The organism is Nonomuraea sp. AD125B (assembly GCF_041402765.1).
Lineage (GTDB): Bacteria > Actinomycetota > Actinomycetes > Streptosporangiales > Streptosporangiaceae > Nonomuraea > Nonomuraea bangladeshensis.
The window spans coordinates 44380-58268 of record NZ_JBGLOU010000027.1 but is presented as its reverse complement, the minus strand read 5'-3'; the positions used below and the strand labels follow the sequence as shown (position 1 = coordinate 58268).

Sequence of the window (13889 nt, the reverse complement as noted above, 5' to 3'; positions counted from 1 at the left end):
GGACCGTCAATCCTGGGTTGACGGGTGTGAACCCGCTCACACCATGTCACTGGCCGGATGGTCATCTCGTCTCAGAGGGCATGACGAACGCAGAACAGACCACAGTGCTCATCACCGGCGCCAACAAGGGGCTCGGCCTGGAGACGGCCCGGCGGCTCGGCGCGGAAGGGTGGAAGGTGTTCCTCGGCTCGCGCGACGAGACCCGCGGGCGGGCGGCGGCGGCCAAGCTCGCCGAGGCCGGCGCCGACGTGGTCGTGGTCCCGCTCGACGTCACCTCGGACGCGTCCGTGGCCGACGCCGTACGGCTCGTCCGCGAGCACACCGACCGCCTGGACGTGCTGGTCAACAACGCGGGCGCGCCAGGCAACGTCACCCCGCCCGCGCAGACGACCGCCGAGGAAGTGCACGCCGTCTACGACACCAACGTCTACGGCCCGATCCGGGTCACGAACGCGTTCCTGCCCCTGCTCCAGGCCGCCGACAACCCGCGCGTGGTGATGGTCTCCAGCGGCGGCGGCTCCTTCGCGGTCATGGCCGACCCCACCCAGCAGGTCACGAAGATGCACGAACTCGCCTACAGCTCGTCCAAGGCGGCGCTGAACATGATCACCGTCCGCTACGCCCAGGCGCTCCCGCACGTCAAGGTCAACGCCCTCACCCCGGGGGAGGTCGTGAACCGCAAGTTCACCGCCACCGACATGAACCACCACACCGGCCAGCTCACCGTCACCGAGGGCAGCGACCCGATCATCGAGCTCGCGACGCTGGGCCCGGACGGGCCGAGCGGGATCTTCATCGACCGCCTGGGTCCCATCGGATGGTGACCAGGGTCCAGGGCTTCGAGCAGCACCGCCCGCTGCTGTTCTCGATCGCCTACCGCCTGCTCGGCAGCGTGGACGACGCCGAGGACGCGGTCCAGGAGACCTGGCTGCGGTACGCCGACGCCGGGGCCGAGCCCGACTCGGTCAAGGCGTACCTGTCGACCGTGGTCACCAGGGTGGCGATCGACCAGCTCCGCTCGGCCCGGGTGCGGCGGGAGTCGTACGTCGGGGAGTGGCTGCCCGAGCCGCTGCTGGAGGACCCCTACGAGGACCCGGAGCGCTCGGCGGAGCTGGCCGAGTCGGTCTCCACGACGGCGCTGCTCATGCTCGAACGGCTGAGCCCGCCCGAGCGGGCGGTCTTCGTGCTGCGCGACGTGTTCGGCTTCGAGTTCCCCGAGATCGCCGCCGCCGTGGGCCGGTCGGAGGCCGCCTGCCGGCAGCTCGCCGTACGGGCCCGCCGGCACATGCACGAGGGCCGTCCCCGGTTCGCGGCCGGCCGGAGGGAGCGCGCGGAGCTCGCCGGACGCTTCTTCGACGCGATCCGCGGCGGCGACGTGGGCGCGCTGCGCGAGGTGCTGGCCGCCGACGTGCGGACGGTCGGCGACGGCGGCGGCAAGGCGCCGGCGCTCGCGCGGGTCCTCGTCGGCGCGGACAACGTCGCCCGGGTGTTCGCCCGGCTGGTCCCCGCGCTCCTCGCGATCGGCGGCTCGGTCGAGCCGCGCGAGGTGAACGGCGAGCCGGGGGCCGTCTTCCGCGACGCGGAGGGCAAGGTGCTCAACACGCTGGCGCTGGAGATCCGTGACGGCCGGATCGCGACGATCCGCGCGGTCGCGAACCCGGACAAGCTGCGGCACCTGGGCCCGGTGGCGGACGCGTACCAGGTCAGCCGCGAGGCCCGCGAGGCGATGCGGGGATGATCGAGGCAACGTGACCCGATGGCGGGGCATCGGGGTCACGTTGCGCGCGTACGACCTCCGTCGCCGCGATCACATGTTGATCATGTGCCCCGCGAGCCCGTGGATGGCCTCCTTGACCGCCTCGCCGAGCGTCGGGTGCGCGTGGACGTTGCGCGCGACCTCGTGCACGGTCAGGTCCCACTGCTGGGCCAGCGTCAGCTCCGGCAGCAGCTCGGTGACCTCGGGGCCGATCAGGTGGGCGCCGAGCAGCTCGCCGTGCGTGTCGTCACTGATGATCTTGACGAAGCCGGCGCTGTCGCCGAGGCCGTGCGCCTTGCCGTTCGCCGTGAACGGGAACTTCGCCACCTTCACGTCGTAACCCAGGTCGCGGGCCTGCGCCTCGGTGTAGCCGAAGCTCGCCACCTGCGGCTGGCAGTAGGTCGCCCGCGGGATCATGACGTAGTCGAGCTCCATCGTCTCGGCATCGCCGATCGTCTCGGCCGCGATGATGCCCATGGACTCGGCGGCGTGCGCCAGCATCAGCTTGGCCGTGACGTCGCCGATGGCGAAGATGTGCGGCACGTTCGTACGGCAGCGGCCATCCACGGCGATCGCGCCCCGGTCGGTCAGCGCCACGCCGGTCTTCTCCAGGCCGTAGCCGTCGACGCGCGGCTGGAAGCCGATCGCCTGCATGACCTTGTCGGCCTCCAGCACCTGCTGCTGGCCGTTCTTGGTGACGGTGACCTTGACGGAGGAGCCGGTGTCCTCGATGCCGTCCACGCGGGTCGAGGTCAGGATCTCGATGCCGAGGCGCTTGTAGCGCTTGGCCAGCTCGGCCGAGACCTCCTCGTCCTCCAGCGGCACGACGCGGTCGAGGAACTCGACGATGGTCACCTTGACGCCGTAGTTGTGCAGCACGTACGCGAACTCCACGCCGATGGCGCCGGCGCCCGCGATGATGATGCTGCCTGGCAACTCCTCGGTGAGGATCTGCTCCTCGTACGTCACCACCCGCTCCGACAACTGCGTGCCCGGGATCAGCCTGGTGGTGGCCCCGGCCGCGATGATGCAGTGGGAGAAGGTGATGGTCTCGCCGTTCACCTGGAGGGTGTTGGCGTCGAGGAAGGTGCCCCGGCCGTCGTACTCGGTGATGGCGTTCTTCTTCATCAGGTAGTGAACGCCCTTGACCCGGCCGTCGGCCACCTTGCGGCTGCGCTGGAAGGCCGCGCCGTAGTCGAAGGTGACCTCGCCGCTGATGCCGAAGGTCTTGGCCTCGTTGTGGAAGATGTGGGCCAGCTCGGCGTTGCGCAGCAGCGCCTTGGACGGGATGCAGCCCACGTTCAGGCAGACGCCTCCCCAGTATTTCTCCTCGACGACCGCGGTGCGCAGCCCGAGCTGGGCGGCGCGGACCGCGGCCGTGTATCCTCCCGGACCCGCGCCGAGAACGACGACGTCATAGTGAGTGCTCATGAGTCGGACCATACCGCCCGCCCGGAACCACCCCTGACGCTAGACCTCCACCTGGTACGGAAGGCTCAGCTCATCGGCGGGAACCCCGCGAATCCCCCAGTTGACTTGCGGCATCTCGATGATCGTCAGCTCGATGTCCTCGGGGTCGTGCGGCCAGCGGGCGTACAGCTCCCTGATGAGCGTCCGCTTGGCGTGGTCGCTGCGGCCGGTGAAGCAGACGACCTCCACGATGAGGTAGCGCTCGCTGCGCTGAGGGCAGACGAAGTCGTCGGGGTCGAGCAGCAGGAAACGGTGGAACCGCTTGTCCTCCGGCAGTCCCCACGCGCTCACCAGGCACTCCTGCAACAGGTCGGAGAGCTCCCGCTGCCGCCCCGCCCACACGTCCCTGCGTCCGTACACCTTCACCTGCGCCATACCCGCCACTATAGAAGGCGTGATCCGCATCCTCCTCGCCGACGACGAAGCCATGATGCGCGCCGGGGTGCGCGCCATCCTCGCCTCCGACCCCGAGCTCGACGTGGTGGCCGAGGCGGGGGACGGGCGGCAGGCCGTCGACCTGGCCATCAGCCACCACCCCGACGTCGCGCTGCTCGACATCCGCATGCCGAGGCTCGACGGGCTGGCCGCCGCCGCCGAGATCCGCAGGGCCGCGCCGGGCACCGCCGTGGTGATGCTGACCACGTTCGGCGAGGACGACTACATCGCCAAGGCGCTCGACGTCGGCGCGGCCGGGTTCCTGCTGAAGTCGGGCGACCCGCGCGAGCTGATCGCCGGCATCCACGCCGTGGCGGAGGGGGCGGCCTACCTGGCGCCACGGGTCGCCCAGCGGGTCATCGCGCAGTTGTCGGGCGGCCGGATGGCGCGCGGCGCGCAGGCCCGCGACCGCATCGAGGCGCTGACCGAGCGCGAACGCGAGGTGCTGGCCCTGGTCGGGGCGGGGCTGTCCAACGCGGAGATCGCGAGCAGGCTGCACATCGTGGAGGGCACGGTCAAGGCGTACGTGAGCGCCATCCTGACCCGGCTCGACGTGCGCAACCGCGTACAGGCCGCGATCATCGCCCACGAGGCCGGGTTGGTAGCCTGACGCGTGATGTATCGCCTCGTGTTCACGCAGGTCTTGCGGCGTTTCGACGCCGAGGCCGTGCACCGTCTGACCGTGAGCGCCCTCGCGCTCCTCGCCCGCCTGCCGCTGCTCAAGCGGCTCCTGCACCGGGCGTTCGCGCCGCACGACCCGGTCCTGCGGATCACCGCGTTCGGCGTGCACTTCCCGGGCCCGCTGGGGCTGGCCGCGGGCTTCGACAAGGACGCCGCCTGCGCGGAGGCCGTCGCGGCGCTCGGCTTCGGCCACGTCGAGGTCGGCACCATCACCGCGCACGCCCAGCCGGGCAACCCGCGCCCGCGGCTGTTCCGGCTGGTGCCGCAGCGCGCGGTGATCAACCGGATGGGCTTCAACAACGACGGCGCCAGGGCCGCCGCCCGCCGGCTACGCCGCCCCCGCGGCGTGCCGGTCGTGGTCGGGGTGAACATCGGCAAGACCAAGGTCGTCCCCGAGTCCGGGGCCGTCGCCGACTACGTCGCCGGCGCGAAGGAGCTGGCGCCGCTCGCCGACTACCTGGTGGTCAACGTCAGCTCGCCCAACACCCCGGGGCTGCGCGACCTCCAGGCGGTCGAGCTGCTGCGCCCGCTGCTCACCGCGGTCAAGGAGGTCGCCGACGGCACCCCGCGCCGCACCCCGCTGCTGGTCAAGATCGCGCCAGACCTCGCCGACGACGACATCGACGCGGTCGCCGACCTGGCCCTGGAGCTGGGCCTGGACGGCATCGTCGCGACCAACACCACGATCAGGCACGGCGGCGAGACCGGCGGGCTGTCCGGCCGCCCGCTGAAGGAGCGCTCGCTGGAGGTGCTGCGCCGGTTGCGCGCCCGCGTCGGCGACCGCCTCACGCTGGTGTCGGTGGGCGGCGTCGAGGACGCCGACGACGTCTGGGAGCGCGTCCTCGCCGGCGCGACCCTGGTGCAGGGCTACACCGGCTGGATCTACGGCGGCCCGCTGTGGGCGGCCGGCATCCACCGGCAGCTCGCCCGCCGGGTCCGCCGCCACGGGATGAAGAGCATCGCCGAGGCCGTCGGCCGCACCGCCTAGCCAGCTCGCCGTCCGGGTCCGCCGTCACGGGACGGAGAGCATCGCCGAGGCCGTCGGCCGCACCGCCTAGCCAACTCGCCGTCCGGGTCCGCCGTCACGGGACGGAGAGCATCGCCGAGGCCGTCGGCCGCACCGCCTAAGCTAGGGGGAGTGATCGAGACGGTAGCACTCCCCGACGGCGTCGTCCTGCGCCCGCTGACCGAGCAGGACGACGAGGCCCTGCTCCAGGCCTACACCCGCAACCGTGACCACCTGCGCCGCTGGGAGCCGCGGCGCCCCGCCGAGTTCTACACCCTCGCCGGCCAGTCGCACCGGCTCAAGGACCTGCTGCGGCAGAAGGCCGAGGGCCGGACCATGCCCTGGGTGCTGGCGGACGGCGACGAGATCGTGGGCGGCATGACGCTCAACAACATCGTCCGCGGCCCGTGGCTCAACGCCGACCTCGGCTACTGGACCGACGCCCGCTACACCGGCCGTGGCCTCACCACCAGGGCGGTGCTGGAGGTGTGCCGGCTCGCCGACCAGGAGCTCGGCCTGCACCGGATCGCGGCGGCGACCCTGCTCGACAACGCGGCCTCGCAGAGCGTGCTGCGCAAGGCCGGTTTCGAGCAGTTCGGCACCGCGCCCCGCTACCTGGAGATCGACGGCCGCTGGCAGGACCACCGGCTGTTCCAGCGGATTCTCAACGACCGCCCCGCCTTCACGTTCTGAGCCGGCTCACGACACGCTCGGCCTGGTCGACTCCGGGTCGTGGGTCATGGCCTCGATGTGGGCCATGCGCTCGGTGATCGGCACGGGGCTCGCCCGGTGCGGCCGGCGCCGCTGCCACGGGTGCGGCCCGGCCAGGGGCCGGTACTCCACGCCGAGCGCGTCCAGCCGCCCCAGGTGCTCGGACAGCCGCCCGTCGAAGCCGTCCTGGGCGGAGCCCGACCAGGCGACCTCGGCCAGGGCGCAGGCCCGCGGCCACAGCCGGTAGTCGGCGGTGCGGGGGTCGGTGACCCGCTCGGTCCAGAGCTGCGCCTGCGCGCCGAGCACCCGGGCGTGCTCCTCGTCCGTCCAGTCCTCCGGCGCGGGCAGGAACGCGGCCACGTCCGCGACGGTGATCGCGTCGCCGATCGCCAGCGGCTCGTCAGACCCGGACGCCTCGGCGTAGTCGAAGTAGAGCGGGAACACCGGCGTCGCCACCACGTCGTGCCCGGCCGCCGCCGCGCGCCGGCCCACGCCCATGCCGCGCCACGGCATGACCACCGTGTCCTGCCGCAGGCCGCCGCTGACGAACGCCTCGTCCCACACCACGGCCCGCGCCCCCCGCTCGGCGAGCGCGTCGGCCAGCCGGCGCAGGAACCACGCCTGCAGCTCGTTGACGGTGGCCAGGCCCAGGGACTCCCGGTACGCGGTGATCTCCGGCGAGGCCGTCCAGTGGTCGAGCACGACCTCGTCGCCGCCGATGTGCACGTACGGGGTCTCGCCGAGCGCCCCGATCACCTCGTCGAAGATCGTGGTCAGGAACTCCACGGTCGGCGGCAGCGGCGACAGGATCGCAGGGGAGATGCCCCACCGGTCCAGCACCTCGTACGGCTCCCCTGTCGCCCCGAACGCCGGATACGCGGCGAGGATCGCCGAGGCGTGCCCCGGCACGTCGATCTCCGGCACGACCGTCACGCAGCGCGCCCGCGCGTACGCCCCGATCTCGGACAGGTCGTCCAGCGTGTAGTAGCCGCCGTGCGGCACCTCGTCGTAGGCCGCGGGCTCCCCGTGCGGGTGGACGGCGGTGCGCGGCCGGTGCGAGGAGACCTCGTGCAGCAGCGGGTACGCCCGGCTCTCGATCCGCCACCCCTGGTCGTCGACCAGGTGCAGGTGGAGCCGGTTGAGCTTGTGCAGCGCCATGAGGTCGATCAGGCGCAGCACCTCGCGCTTGGGGAAGAAGTGCCTGGCCACGTCCAGGTGCAGGCCGCGCCACGGGAAGCGGGGCGCGTCCTCCACCCGCACGCCGGGCACCGGCCAGGACGCCCGCTCGGTGTGCCGGTAGGAGGCGGCCGGCAGCAGCTGGTGCAGCGTCTGGGCCGCGTAGAACGCCCCCGCCCGCCCGCCGGCCACGATCTCCACGCCCCGCGAGCCCACCGTCAGCCGGTACGCCTCCTCGCCCAGCGCCGGGTCGCGCCGCACGTCGATCTCGCCGGTGTCGCCGGGACGCGGGTCCAGGCGGGGAAGGGCGAGACGGACGGCGTCCACGAGGTCGCCGGACACGGTCGCGCCGATGGTCAGCTCGTACGAACCGGACAGGTGAGAAGAAAGTACGGGACGAGGGATCATGTCCCCAAATAGTGCTGCAATCCGTTCGCCAGCGCCACCGCGATCCGCTGCCGGAACGCCGGGCTCGACAGCTTGGCCGCGTCGCCCGCGTTGCGCATGTTGCCGGTCTCGATGAAGATCTTCGGCACCGTGGACAGGTTGAGCCCGCCGAGGTCCTTGCGGTAGTCGAGCGCGTTCCTGCCGATGTAGGTGGAGTAGGGGATGCCGGTGCCCTTGCGGTAGGCGTCCCGTACGTCGATGCCCAGCCTGGACGACTTGGCCACGACCTTGTCCACTGGGCCGTTGATCTTCTTCGGCATGATGATGTGGAAACCGTGGTCCCGCGGGCCCGCCCCATCGGCGTGGATGGAGATCGCGGCGTCCGCGCCGGCCTTGTTGCCGATCGCGGCCCGCTCGGTGATGCAGGGGCCGACGCCGGTGTTGTTGCTCCTGGTGAGCTTGACGGTCGCGCCGCGCTCGCGCAGGATCTTGGCCAGCCGGGTGGAGACGTCCCAGGTGAAGGCGGCCTCGCTGTAGCCGTTGTTGGTCGAGGTGCCGGTGGTGTCGCAGGCCTTCTTCTCGGTCAGCACGTCGACCTGGCGGTTGATGATCTCCGGGTGCCGGTAGTTGTTGCCGTTGTGTCCCGGGTCGAGGACGATCACTTTGCCCTCCAGCGGCTTGCCCTTCGGCGGCGACTGCTTGCCTGGGCTCTGCTCGGCCGGCGAGGTCTCCTGCGTCGTCTGCGCCTGCGGCGAGCCGGCGGTCGCGGGAGCGGCCTGACCGGTCGCGGCGCCGCCGGAACCGGCGCCGCCGCACGCGGAGGCGATCAGGCCGCAAGCGGCGAGGACTGAGGCTGCTAGAGCACGCATGGCGTCCAACTTACGTCAGACCGCGTGCTCAAACCCCGCATACGGCGTGTCCGGCGCGTTACCAGACGTGCTCGCCGACTTCCTGGCGCTCCAGCAGGGCGGCCAGCTCCCGCGCGTCCTCGGCGTCCAGGCCGAGCACGACGCGGGGGCGGCCCCACGGGTGGTCGAGGGAGTGGGCGACGTAGCTGGCGACGGATTCGGCACCGCCGTCGGCGCCCCGCCCCCTGTTGGTGCGCCAGTGCCCCCAGGCGCGTTCGAGCTCGGCAGCCGCACGCTGGGCGCAGGACACCAGTTCCGGATCACGCATGACTGTTCCCCCGGATCAGATCGTGGCCGGAACGGATCCGGCCACCAATAGCATGACGCTGCCGAGTTAACCGCCGTGCGGCCGCGCCGCCGCACGGCTTGACCCAGCCTTGGCCCTTTTCAGACGCGACCCGTGCTCCGCCTCACGATGAGCTCGGGCCGCACCTCGCGCAGCCGCGCGCCCTTGCCCGGGTCGCCGATCCGGTCGCTCAGCAGCGCCGCCGCCGACCGCCCCATGGTCCGCCTGGCCTGGTCGACGGAGGTCAGCGAGACGTGGCTGGAGGCCGACATCTGGGTGTTGTCGTAGCCGACCACGGACAGGTCCTCGGGGACGCGCAGGCCCAGGCCGGCGGCGGCGGAAAGCACGCCCAGCGCGACCACGTCGTTGGCGGCGAAGATCGCCGTGGGCCTGGGGTCGCGGGTCAGCAGCGCCGTCGCCGCCTCCCGGCCGCCCTCCTCCGAGGCGTCCGCCGCCTCGACCATGATGTACGGCGCCAGCGAGTGCCTGCGCATCGCCACGAGGTATCCCTCGCACCGTGACGAACGCGGCCCCTCGATGTGCGCGATGCGCTTGTGTCCCAGCTCGACCAGGTGGTCGATGGCCAGGCGGGCGCCGAGCTGGTCGTCGTCGACCACGATGTCGACGCCGTCGAGCTCGATGTCACGTTCCCCGACGACGACCGTCGGCGTGTACGCGGTGGCCTCGATCAGCGTCTCGCTGGTCGGGGGGATGCCCAGCAGCACCAGCCCGTCGACCCGCAGCTCCAGGAAGGCCTCGACGGCCTCGTCCTCGAAGGCGGGGTCCCACTGGCTGTTGCCGATGAGCATGCGTAAGCCGTCGCCGTGCAGGCTCTCCTGCAGGCCGTCGAGGAACTCGGCGTAGAACGGGTTGTGCAGGTCGGCCACGAGCGCGCCGACGAGATGCGTACGTCCTTCGACCAGACTGCGCGCCACCGCGTTCGGGCGGTAGCCCAGCTCGCGTGCGGCCTGCAGCACGGCCTGGCGCCGGTGCTCGCTCACGTGCGGGGATCCACGCAGCACGAGTGAGACCAGCGATTTCGAGACGCCGGCTCGCTCGGCGACGTTCCTGATGGTCGGTCTGGGCCGAGGCAAGGCATCTACCTCTCTCAGCTCAGTGATCGTTGAAGTTTTGACGGGCGGTCCTGACATCTGTCTCCCCCGCGATGCGGATACGGGCACCTGTCTCACAAAACGATCGAGTTCGCCGCAGGGTACGGCCTCCATCGCGGTTTGACGGACAGAAGTGGACCTTGACCGGAAACGCACAGGCCAAGGGGTCGGCTACCGTACAGGGGTGACATCCGGGAAGTCAGCCGAGACGGCACGGCCGGCACGGCGCAGGCTCAGCGTGGACCGTCGTCGCGAAGAGCTGATGGCGGCGGCGCTGGAGCTGTTCAGCACCCGCGACGCGGAGGATGTCTCGATCGACGACGTGGCGTCGGCGGCGGGCGCCTCGCGCGCCCTGGTCTACCACTACTTCGGCGGCAAGCAGGAGCTCTACGTGGCCGCGCTGAAGAGCGCGGCGGAGCAGCTGGAGTCGCGGCTGCGGCCGCAGGGTGGCGGCCGGCCTCTGGACGACCTGGCCTCCGGGCTCGGCCGCTATTTCGACTTCGTCGAGGAGCACGCGGCCGGCTTCGCGGCGCTGCTGCGCGGCGGCCCCGCCAATCGTTCCGGCGAGGTCGGCGAGATCGTCGACGGCGTGCGGCGCCGGTTGTTCCGCCTCATCCAGGAGCAGATGGGAGTCGAGGAGCCCAGCCCGGTGCTGCGCGCGACCCTGCGCTCATGGATCGCCTCCGTGGAGACGGCCGGTCTCGACTGGCTGGAGCACCGCGATCTCGAACGCCCCGCCCTCGAACGCATGCTCGTGGACCAGATGGTGGCGCTGCTCGGAGTCGCGGCCGGCTATGACGCCGACGTGGCCGCCCTGCTGGAGCGGCTGGCGTAGCGCGCCCGCGGGCAGGCCGGACGGGAAGGATGGCGCCGGGCGGGCGACGCCAACTCTTCGAGGTGGACCGGGCCCCAGTGCCGGCCTGGCCCACCCTTCACCCCCCTGAGGTTCGTGAAATGACGACCCTCGGTTACTCGGAACGCTGCTGCGGAATCCCCGCGAGCAGTGCCCGGACCTCCGTCTCCCGGTAACGCCGATGGCCACCGAGCGTGCGGATGGACGTCAACTTGCCCGCCTTGGCCCACCGCGTGACGGTCTTGGGGTCGACCCTGAACATGGTGGCGACCTCAGCGGGCGTAAGCAGTGGCTCGGCCTCGGGTGTACGAGCTGACATTTGTGCGGCCTCTCCTCCGTGTGGACCGGCTTCGCGATCCTGTGACTGCCGTTTGCGCGTGTCACGGATGTCCGCCTATGGCGCAGAGCGTGCGGCTTTTCTAAGCCATATGCGGCATCACCCGATGTGACCATACCGCCACGCAGAGCGATTGGCGAGCCCTTCTTTGACCCAACTGCCCGCCCCCGTGGCCATGTCACGCTCGGTGATTCTAGCGACACGTTTCGTGGTATCGCAGTGAAAACGGCAAACTACTCAGTTCGCAGAAGAGAGCAGCCGCGAGCCGTGACCTACTCATGCAGGTCAGACGGCCGTATTGGGGCTCAGTTGGCAGATTCCAGCTGTTGCATTGACTTCCACCGCAGGATGACCCGCTGATACATGGCGTAGGCAAGTTCTTCTTGACCCGTGTCCAGGCCCGTCAGGGCCGCCGCCATCTCCGCGACCGACTGGTCGGCCTGCAGCGCGTCGTCGTCCATCAGGTGCACCAGCCCGCCGTAGTCGAGCTCGACGAGGGAGTGCGGGTGGAACTCCTCCAGCCACCGGGCGATCTCCTCCACCTCGAAGCCGGCCGCGAGGTCGCCGAGGTGCTTGCGCAGGACGTTGAGCGCCCGCGCCGCCCGCCGCCTGGCCTGGGCCATGGAGGTGACGTAGATGAGGTTGCGCCCCGTAGCGGTCGTCTTCACATCCTGTCCAGGAACGGAGGAGCCGAGCACCAGCCAGCGCTCGTTCCCATCAAACGGCACGAACCACGACGGCGGGACGTGCCACGCCGTGGTGCGGATGTGCGTGCGCAACGCCGACGATCCGGCCTTCCGCTTGAACCGGTCGAAGTCGTCGGCGACTTGGTCGGCGACGTTGCGCGGGACGAGGTGGTCCATCAGCTTCTGCGGAGTGGCCCCACGCCGCCGTGAGAAGGCCAGCCAGGAGCGCAACCGGGTCTGCCAGGGGCAGACGTACAGGCGGTCCTCAACGCGGCGTAGATAGGCGTTGGGGCTCTCCTGGGCGGGAACGGGTTGAGGGGGCATGCCGAGCAGGCGCATCACCGACTCGTCATGCTCCGCACTGAGCGCGTTGGCGCGGCGCGGGCGGTCGCGTGAGTCGGCGTAGTCGGCCCACACCTTGCGCTCGGACTCGGCGAACGCGGTCAGTGGCTCATAGACGCGGAGGTAGGCGGCATAGGGCAGCACGGAGGAATCGTGTCACGAAGCGAACCTCCATCGCATCGTTCCGCCGTCACTACAGTGTCAGTGTGATCTCCGTCGCGAAGATGCGGCGGACCGGACAGGGAGTCACCACCGTGACCGACGTCTTCGGCTCGTCCCACAAGGACGTGCATGAGCAGGTCGTCTTCTGCGCCGACGAGCAGAGCGGCCTGCGCGCCATCATCGCCATCCACAACACCGCGCTCGGGCCGGCGCTGGGTGGCACACGTTTCTATCCCTACGAGAGCGAGCAGGCGGCCCTCGCCGACGTGCTCAACCTGGCCAAGGGCATGGCGTACAAGAACGCCCTCGCCGGCCTCGACCACGGCGGCGGCAAGGCCGTCATCATCGGCGATCCCGCCAAGGACAAGAGCGAGGCGCTGCTGCGCGCGTACGGCAGGTTCGTCGAGTCGCTGGGCGGGCGCTACTACACCGCCTGCGACGTCGGCACCTACAGCGAGGACATGGACGTCATCGCCCGGGAGTCACGCTTCGTGACCGGCCGCACCCTCGCGCACGGCGGCGCCGGCGACTCCTCCATCCTCACCGCGTACGGCGTCTTCCAGGGCATGCGCGCCTCGGCCGAGCTGGTCTACGGCACGCCGTCGCTGCACGGCAGGCGGGTGGGCGTCGAGGGCGTGGGCAAGGTCGGCCACCGCCTGGTCGAGCTGCTGCGCGAGGACGGCGCCGAGGTCGTGGTCTGCGACGTCGACCCCAAGGCCGTCGAGCGGCTGCGGGTCCGCCACCCCGAGGTCGAGGTGGTGGCCGACGCGGCGGCGCTGAAGGCGGCCGACCTCGACGTGTTCTCGCCGTGCGCGCTCGGCGGGGCGCTCGACGACACGACGGTGGCGGCGCTGCGCGCGAAGATCGTCTGCGGCGCGGCCAACAACCAGCTCGCCCACGCCGGGGTCGAGAAGCAGCTCGCCGAGCGCGGCATCCTCTACGCGCCCGACTACGTGGTCAACTCGGGCGGCGTGATCCAGGTGGCCGACGAGATCGGCGGCTTCGACATGGAGCGGGCGCGGGCCAAGGCCGCCCAGATCTACGACACGACTTCGAAGATCTTCCGAATCGCTGCCGAGGAGGGAGTTCCTCCCGCCGTCGCAGCGGATAGGCTAGCGGAGCGCAGAATGTCGGAAGTCGGGCGTATTAGGGCCATTTGGCTCGGCCAGTGACGCCCCCCGCCCATCCGACGTACCGAGCTGGGCACAAAACAGGTACGGTAATAGGCGAACGATAGGCTGACGTCCAAAGTCAGGCGGCGTCAGTGTGTGGTGCGTTAGCGACGAGGGGTCGGGGACGACCCCGACGAGGGGGTCGAGCCAATGGGGCGCGGCCGAGCAAAGGCCAAGCAGGTCAAGGTTGCTCGCCAGCTGAAGTACAACAGCGGTGGCACGGATCTTGACCGTCTTCGCGACGAACTCGGGGTCGGAGACTCCAGCAATGACGACGCCGACGACCGCAATGACGAGCTGGCGGATCGCTATGCCGATTACGCCGACGACTACGGCGCCGATGACGACGACCGTCCGTCCGGCCGCCGATAGGCGCACTCTGGATTGACACATGACCGAGGGCCCGGCG

Annotated in this window: 16 protein-coding genes; 8 read left to right on the top strand and 8 right to left on the bottom strand. The window is 70.8% G+C overall.

Annotation, left to right across the window (positions count from 1 at the left end; all coding sequences use genetic code 11):
• Positions 1-80 precede the first annotated feature (80 nt).
• Positions 81-824 (top strand): SDR family NAD(P)-dependent oxidoreductase, encoded by a 744-nt coding sequence (locus tag ACBR40_RS44360; RefSeq protein ID WP_344212925.1) that lies wholly within the window; start codon positions 81-83, stop codon positions 822-824.
• On the top strand, positions 821-1738 hold the full coding sequence (locus tag ACBR40_RS44355; RefSeq protein ID WP_344214059.1) for an RNA polymerase sigma-70 factor: 918 nt from the start codon (positions 821-823) through the stop codon (positions 1736-1738). Before ACBR40_RS44360 ends, ACBR40_RS44355 begins: the two co-directional genes overlap by 4 nt.
• Before the next feature lie 69 nt (positions 1739-1807).
• Here the strand turns inward: ACBR40_RS44355 and lpdA are convergent, their stop codons facing one another.
• Both lpdA and ACBR40_RS44345 read right to left on the bottom strand, forming a co-directional pair.
• Positions 1808-3187, bottom strand: a complete 1380-nt coding sequence (gene lpdA, locus ACBR40_RS44350; RefSeq protein WP_329589107.1) for a dihydrolipoyl dehydrogenase — start codon at positions 3185-3187, stop codon at positions 1808-1810.
• Positions 3188-3226: 39 nt separating this feature from the next.
• On the bottom strand, positions 3227-3601 hold the full coding sequence (locus ACBR40_RS44345) for a tautomerase family protein (RefSeq protein ID WP_371252603.1): 375 nt from the start codon (positions 3599-3601) through the stop codon (positions 3227-3229).
• A gap of 19 nt (positions 3602-3620) precedes the next feature.
• Here ACBR40_RS44345 and ACBR40_RS44340 point away from each other — a divergent pair, with 19 nt between their 5' ends.
• The 3 genes from ACBR40_RS44340 (at position 3621) to ACBR40_RS44330 (ending at position 6041) form a co-directional block, all read left to right on the top strand.
• Positions 3621-4271: a response regulator gene (locus ACBR40_RS44340; protein ID WP_371252602.1), complete on the top strand. Its 651-nt coding sequence runs from the start codon at positions 3621-3623 to the stop codon at positions 4269-4271.
• A 6-nt stretch (positions 4272-4277) separates the two neighbouring features.
• Complete coding sequence (locus ACBR40_RS44335; RefSeq protein WP_344212917.1) at positions 4278-5330, top strand: quinone-dependent dihydroorotate dehydrogenase; 1053 nt, start codon at positions 4278-4280, stop codon at positions 5328-5330.
• Between the two features lie 150 nt (positions 5331-5480).
• Complete coding sequence (locus ACBR40_RS44330) at positions 5481-6041, top strand: GNAT family N-acetyltransferase (RefSeq protein ID WP_371252601.1); 561 nt, start codon at positions 5481-5483, stop codon at positions 6039-6041.
• A gap of 6 nt (positions 6042-6047) precedes the next feature.
• On the opposite strand, the gene ACBR40_RS44325 is transcribed toward ACBR40_RS44330, so the two are convergent.
• The 4 genes from ACBR40_RS44325 to ACBR40_RS44310 form a co-directional block, all read right to left on the bottom strand.
• Positions 6048-7643 (bottom strand): beta-N-acetylhexosaminidase, encoded by a 1596-nt coding sequence (locus tag ACBR40_RS44325; protein WP_371252600.1) that lies wholly within the window; start codon positions 7641-7643, stop codon positions 6048-6050.
• On the bottom strand, positions 7640-8491 hold the full coding sequence (locus ACBR40_RS44320; protein WP_371252599.1) for an N-acetylmuramoyl-L-alanine amidase: 852 nt from the start codon (positions 8489-8491) through the stop codon (positions 7640-7642). Before ACBR40_RS44320 ends, ACBR40_RS44325 begins: the two co-directional genes overlap by 4 nt.
• 58 nt (positions 8492-8549) lie before the next feature.
• Positions 8550-8798, bottom strand: coding sequence for a hypothetical protein (locus tag ACBR40_RS44315; protein ID WP_091081786.1), 249 nt, complete (start codon positions 8796-8798; stop codon positions 8550-8552).
• A gap of 119 nt (positions 8799-8917) precedes the next feature.
• Positions 8918-9967 (bottom strand): LacI family DNA-binding transcriptional regulator, encoded by a 1050-nt coding sequence (locus ACBR40_RS44310; protein ID WP_344212908.1) that lies wholly within the window; start codon positions 9965-9967, stop codon positions 8918-8920.
• A gap of 199 nt (positions 9968-10166) precedes the next feature.
• Between ACBR40_RS44310 and ACBR40_RS44305 the strand changes: the two genes are divergently transcribed.
• Positions 10167-10763, top strand: a complete 597-nt coding sequence (locus ACBR40_RS44305; protein WP_364463956.1) for a TetR/AcrR family transcriptional regulator — start codon at positions 10167-10169, stop codon at positions 10761-10763.
• A gap of 133 nt (positions 10764-10896) precedes the next feature.
• Here the strand turns inward: ACBR40_RS44305 and bldC are convergent, their stop codons facing one another.
• Both bldC and ACBR40_RS44295 read right to left on the bottom strand, forming a co-directional pair.
• Positions 10897-11100, bottom strand: coding sequence for a developmental transcriptional regulator BldC (gene bldC, locus ACBR40_RS44300; RefSeq protein ID WP_013133571.1), 204 nt, complete (start codon positions 11098-11100; stop codon positions 10897-10899).
• 323 nt (positions 11101-11423) lie between these two features.
• Complete coding sequence (locus tag ACBR40_RS44295) at positions 11424-12290, bottom strand: hypothetical protein (RefSeq protein WP_344212904.1); 867 nt, start codon at positions 12288-12290, stop codon at positions 11424-11426.
• 110 nt (positions 12291-12400) lie between these two features.
• Here ACBR40_RS44295 and ACBR40_RS44290 point away from each other — a divergent pair, with 110 nt between their 5' ends.
• Together ACBR40_RS44290 and ACBR40_RS44285 are read left to right on the top strand one after the other, a co-directional pair.
• On the top strand, positions 12401-13480 hold the full coding sequence (locus ACBR40_RS44290; protein ID WP_371252627.1) for a Leu/Phe/Val dehydrogenase: 1080 nt from the start codon (positions 12401-12403) through the stop codon (positions 13478-13480).
• A gap of 150 nt (positions 13481-13630) precedes the next feature.
• Positions 13631-13852 carry a DUF3073 domain-containing protein gene (locus ACBR40_RS44285; RefSeq protein WP_329589128.1) on the top strand — a complete coding sequence of 74 codons (222 nt, stop codon included), beginning with the start codon at positions 13631-13633 and terminating at the stop codon, positions 13850-13852.
• The last annotated feature ends 37 nt before the right edge of the window (positions 13853-13889 follow it).

What these genes read in the sequence shown, in the direction of transcription:
- ACBR40_RS44360 (WP_344212925.1), top strand. Translation starts at nt 81, where the DNA reads ATGACGAACGCAGAACAGACCACAGTGCTCATCACCGGCGCCAACAAG.
- lpdA (WP_329589107.1), bottom strand. Translation starts at nt 3,187, where the DNA reads ATGAGCACTCACTATGACGTCGTCGTTCTCGGCGCGGGTCCGGGAGGA.
- ACBR40_RS44345 (WP_371252603.1), bottom strand. Translation starts at nt 3,601, where the DNA reads ATGGCGCAGGTGAAGGTGTACGGACGCAGGGACGTGTGGGCGGGGCGG.
- ACBR40_RS44335 (WP_344212917.1), top strand. Translation starts at nt 4,278, where the DNA reads ATGTATCGCCTCGTGTTCACGCAGGTCTTGCGGCGTTTCGACGCCGAG.
- ACBR40_RS44325 (WP_371252600.1), bottom strand. Translation starts at nt 7,643, where the DNA reads ATGATCCCTCGTCCCGTACTTTCTTCTCACCTGTCCGGTTCGTACGAG.
- ACBR40_RS44320 (WP_371252599.1), bottom strand. Translation starts at nt 8,491, where the DNA reads ATGCGTGCTCTAGCAGCCTCAGTCCTCGCCGCTTGCGGCCTGATCGCC.
- ACBR40_RS44315 (WP_091081786.1), bottom strand. Translation starts at nt 8,798, where the DNA reads ATGCGTGATCCGGAACTGGTGTCCTGCGCCCAGCGTGCGGCTGCCGAG.
- ACBR40_RS44310 (WP_344212908.1), bottom strand. Translation starts at nt 9,967, where the DNA reads ATGTCAGGACCGCCCGTCAAAACTTCAACGATCACTGAGCTGAGAGAG.
- bldC (WP_013133571.1), bottom strand. Translation starts at nt 11,100, where the DNA reads ATGTCAGCTCGTACACCCGAGGCCGAGCCACTGCTTACGCCCGCTGAG.
- ACBR40_RS44285 (WP_329589128.1), top strand. Translation starts at nt 13,631, where the DNA reads ATGGGGCGCGGCCGAGCAAAGGCCAAGCAGGTCAAGGTTGCTCGCCAG.